Source organism: Exiguobacterium sp. SH1S21 (assembly GCF_004337175.1).
GTDB lineage: Bacteria > Bacillota > Bacilli > Exiguobacteriales > Exiguobacteriaceae > Exiguobacterium > Exiguobacterium aurantiacum_A.
On the sequence record NZ_SJUY01000020.1, the window covers coordinates 1 to 4,298 of the forward strand.

Below are 4,298 nucleotides of genomic sequence, written 5' to 3' on the forward strand. Positions count from 1 at the left end.
GAGTACACGAAACAGCACGTCGATCTGTTGAATCAGGAGATTGAGAGCAAAACGGCTGCACTTGAAAAAATCCAGGAGATTGAGAGCGTCGAGTATCAGCAGAAGCGGACTTGGTACGGAAAAAAAACGGATCAAGTGGTGGTCGATCAAGAAGATTTTGTGCAATTGAAGCAGTTAGCAGAGGATCATGCCAAGTTAAAAATCGAAGTGGCTAGTGCCCAACGGGATAACCAGGTTCTTGAAAGAAAATATAACGAGTTGCAGAAGGAAAAGAATCGTTATGCGGATCAAAATCATAAAATAGGATTGGAACTTCATCGTCATAAAACAGATATTGAGCGGGTTATAGCTGAAAAAATGAGTATTGAACGAGAAAAAGACTCTTCGAAAATTCAAGTATTGGAGAAGGAAAATCGTTTCCTCTCTAAGGAACTTGAAGTTACTAAGCATCATGTAGCTTGGTTGGAAGGTGAGGTTTGGGACAAAGAGAAAGAGATTAGGGAGTTAAAAGAACGGATTTTAGCTTTGAAAGAAACAATGAAAAAGATGAAAGACCTAGTACAGGAAACTACAAGAAAGTTGGTTTTAGAAGCAGTAGGATATGCAAGAAAGTCTGTATATCAAGCAACTCGAGAATGGTTGCGTGATAATGCACGAGATAAAGTTGTTCCTTTTTTGGATGATAAGAAGCAAATCGAGAAGCGAGCAAACGGAATCTACGCTGATTTTGTAGAGGAAGCAGATCGTAAAGGTAAATCTAAAGACAAGGATAATGAATTGGAAAGATAAATCAAAAATGAGGGGCGTAGCCCCCCGCTTTTTAATTTGCAAGATAAATTAAGAAACCTAATACAAACTGACCAACTGTAAAAAAAAAGTTGCCAGTAAGCAATCTTAATAAGAATTTGATTTTCATCCATTCTTTTCAATGTTCCAACCCCCTTTAATTTTAATATCAAAAAAGTACCTATAATCCTTTTATGCATTTTGGAGTTCAAAAATTACGTCCGTATATATAGGCGACTAAAGAGCGTTTTACCAATGTTTTTTTGAAAAAAATAAGAAAGTGTTGAAAGTATTTCAAAAAAAGAGACCCTCAGCATTAAGCAAAAGGGTCTTTTTTGAACGTTTTTTATTAATTTTCTGCCACGTCATGTGACTTTTTTTTGTTTCATAACCCATCTCAAATCGCATGAAACGGTCAATATTGGCATATTGTTGCCAGTGGGTGCTTGATTGTTGCCATGCCCCCCCTTTTATTCCTAAACCTAGTCCAAGTATAATTAGATGGAGCAGTCAGAATGCATCTTCCTGTGGAAAGGAGGATGGTAACTTGCAAATCATTTTCGAGATGACAATTGATCCGATGGCGTTGATAGTATTTTGGACTTTCTTGACCAAAGGAACAATTCCTTCGGAAACAAAAAAACCCTGACGAATAAGTCAGAGTTAGACAATTTTTAAGAGCATTCTGATAACCAAGGCTTAAACGCTGCAACGTTTGAGCCTTTGCTCTTGTTAAGAAATATAACTAATAGTTATCCATATCTTAATTTCATCCTATCATGGTCAGACAATGTCGGACAAGGTCCGATAAGTACCTGAGATGACCCATGATCACCCCTGATAACTCTAAATAACCCTCTATAAGGGGGTTACTAATAAGGCAAACAAAAAGAGCCCCTTGCTCAGGTGGCTCTTTTTGTTATTGCCCTAATAGTGTGAGTGCCAACTGGGCTGCCGAGAAAAATAGCTGATAGTAAGCTATTTTGATAAGTATCTGGTTATCATTTAATCCATTTACCATGTGATTAACCTCCTTTTTGAGTTTTTATGGCGTCCTCATTTTCGGCTCCACTCTTAATAACCGTTCAATAGGTCATTTTTGCGGGTTTTTCCGAAAATAAATAAGGACGAAATTTTTTCTTCAAAATGTCCTCCGGTCGCGCAGCGACAAATGTATAGACACGAAGAAGTCAAAAAAAGATGGCGCGTAGCGCCGGCTACCTCTTTTATGATTAGAATTTTGTGGATCAGTGTGACTGGTCCCCTAATGTATTGTTCATTCGAGAAGTCGTTAAAAATTGAAACAACAAAAGGAGCACCTGATTTCAGGTGCTCCTTTTGTTGTTAAAGTGCCTTGCAATCGCACTTTAACGTTTATTCTGTTTTTTCGTCTTCCTCGGTACTATCGTCATAGTAATTTAAGAGAAGACTCTTTTTGTGCTCTGATCCCTTTAACATTACGTTTGGAGAGATTTGATAAACACTTCGTTTGATTTGTTTTACAAATCCGTTTTCTTGAAGCTTTTTCATGATTCTAGAGACGGTATCAAGAGATACACCGCAAGCTGTGGCGATGTCTCTTTGGCTTCCGATAAAGGTGTTATTTGCTTGTTCAGTATTTTCTAATATGTAAACAAAAACATCAACTTGTTTACTGTCGAGAACTCCTAGAACTTGCAAAAAATCCATCAGATAGATCTTCCAAAATTGCTTTTGACCGTATGCTCTTTTAGTAATTTGTTCTGCATGGATCTTTTCACCAGTCTCCGCATCAATATAAATCTTTTGCTTAGTTCCTAGTAAAGTTTGGGTATCTGAATGGTATTCAAGGTTTTTATCGAACTTTTTCTTTTCATCACTCAATTTCTTCCACCTCCTTCTAAAATCAATATATATGTCACAAATAACTCTGTCAATATGTTCTGATTGAATCAGTTGTATTGTAACGATATTTCGGTACAAATGTAACGATTCATCAGTACAAACAAAAACGTAAAAACCATTGATATATAAGGGTTTTTACTACTTTTTTATAAAAAACACTCTCTTCTATAATCAAGGGCGCTTTTTAAAGGGCAAGGGACGGGTCGTATTTTCTTACGAAAATCTCCACCCTTTCACCCTTGCCCTTCAAAATTCCGGTCAGTTGGTGATTGGCACCGAGCCAAGCAACCAAACGATGGTATTAAGGTGACGGCTCGGAATGAATATTGTACTGACCGGAATCGCTCGTTGGGTCGTTCAAGTACGACTGATATTGCAGCAGTCGTGATCGACAAGACCTGTGGGGGTCAACCCCCACATGCCCCCGCCCGATACCAGCCCCCAAACGATGGAAGGGCCGAGTTCAAGGGCGGAAGTACATTAGAAGCCCTCAGACCGATTCTGAGGGCTTGGACGGCGTGGAGCCGTCCTTTATTGAGCGGAGAAGGGGGAAACCCCTCAGAAGCGAAATATGGGCGTCTGAGGTGGGTCAACGGTAGCGGAACGAGCTTGCGAGTGAGCATAAGGAGTTGACGCACTACACGATCCACCCTCTTTTGTGTTTTGCCGTTCCCACGGCGAAACCTGCCTCCCGGCGAGGGAGCCCCTCGGGATCGAGGGGTTGGGGAGTCGATTTCTTGACTTTGTGATGCAGCGCATCACCCGTCGTTAGACGGCACGTCTTTGCCCTCGGAGAGCGCACCTTTACGAAGTAAAGTATAGTGCGCTATACTATATCAAAAATCCGACCGAAAAAGGAGCACCCCACCCCATGTCAAAACTCGTCTGCCAAATGAAAAAAGTGAAGAAAAATGACGTCCGTGGTTATCAGATCCATAACCTCCGAGAATCTGAGAGTAAGACCAACCCAGACATCGACAAGTCACTGGAACATCTTAATCGTGATTTCGTGAACCCCGAGCCGATCAACTTCATGAAAAAATGGAAACAGACGTATGAAAGCCAAAATGTCAGTGGTCGCGCTTTGAGAAAGGATGCGGTTTTCTACAACGAATTCATCATTGGATCGGACAAACAATTCTTCGACAAACTGGATCAGGGCGAGAAAGACCGATTCTTCAAGGTCGCTACGGACTTCTTCAAGGAGCGGTATGGGGAACAAAACGTACTCTATTCGATTGCGCACTACGATGAGACGAGGGGCGCTGGCGCTCATGCTCACGTCGCTATCGTGCCAATGAGAGAAGGGAAACTGCAGAGTAAGAACGTCTTCAACCGAAATGAACTAAGGTATTTGCAGGATGAACTGCCAAAAGTCCTGCAGCGTGAAGGATTTGAGATCGAGCGTGGCCAAGAAGGGTCGAAAGCGAAGCATATTGAGACGGCCACGTACAAGATGCTCAAGTCCCAAGAAGCTGAGAATGTGGCGAAACAGGACTTTGAGTACACGAAACAGCACGTCGATCTGTTGAATCAGGAGATTGAGAGCAAAACGGCTGCACTTGAAAAAATCCAGGAGATTGAGAGCGTCGAGTATCAGCAGAAGCGGACTTGGTACGGAAAAAAAA

3 protein-coding genes are annotated in these 4,298 nt (G+C 41.3%); 2 read left to right on the plus strand and 1 reads right to left on the minus strand.

Going from position 1 to position 4,298, the window contains the following annotated elements; all coding sequences use genetic code 11:
* Window positions 1–789, plus strand: a 789-nt coding sequence (locus EVJ24_RS15020) for a hypothetical protein (RefSeq protein ID WP_236637690.1), incomplete at its 5' end; no start/stop codon positions are given.
* 1,371 nt (window positions 790–2,160) lie between these two features.
* Here the strand turns inward: EVJ24_RS15020 and EVJ24_RS15025 are convergent.
* Window positions 2,161–2,649, minus strand: a complete 489-nt coding sequence (locus EVJ24_RS15025) for a replication/maintenance protein RepL (RefSeq protein ID WP_131441798.1) — start codon at window positions 2,647–2,649, stop codon at window positions 2,161–2,163.
* Between the two features lie 892 nt (window positions 2,650–3,541).
* Here EVJ24_RS15025 and mobV point away from each other — a divergent pair.
* The coding region (gene mobV / locus EVJ24_RS15030; RefSeq protein ID WP_131441799.1) for a MobV family relaxase at window positions 3,542–4,298 on the plus strand (757 nt) is incomplete at its 3' end.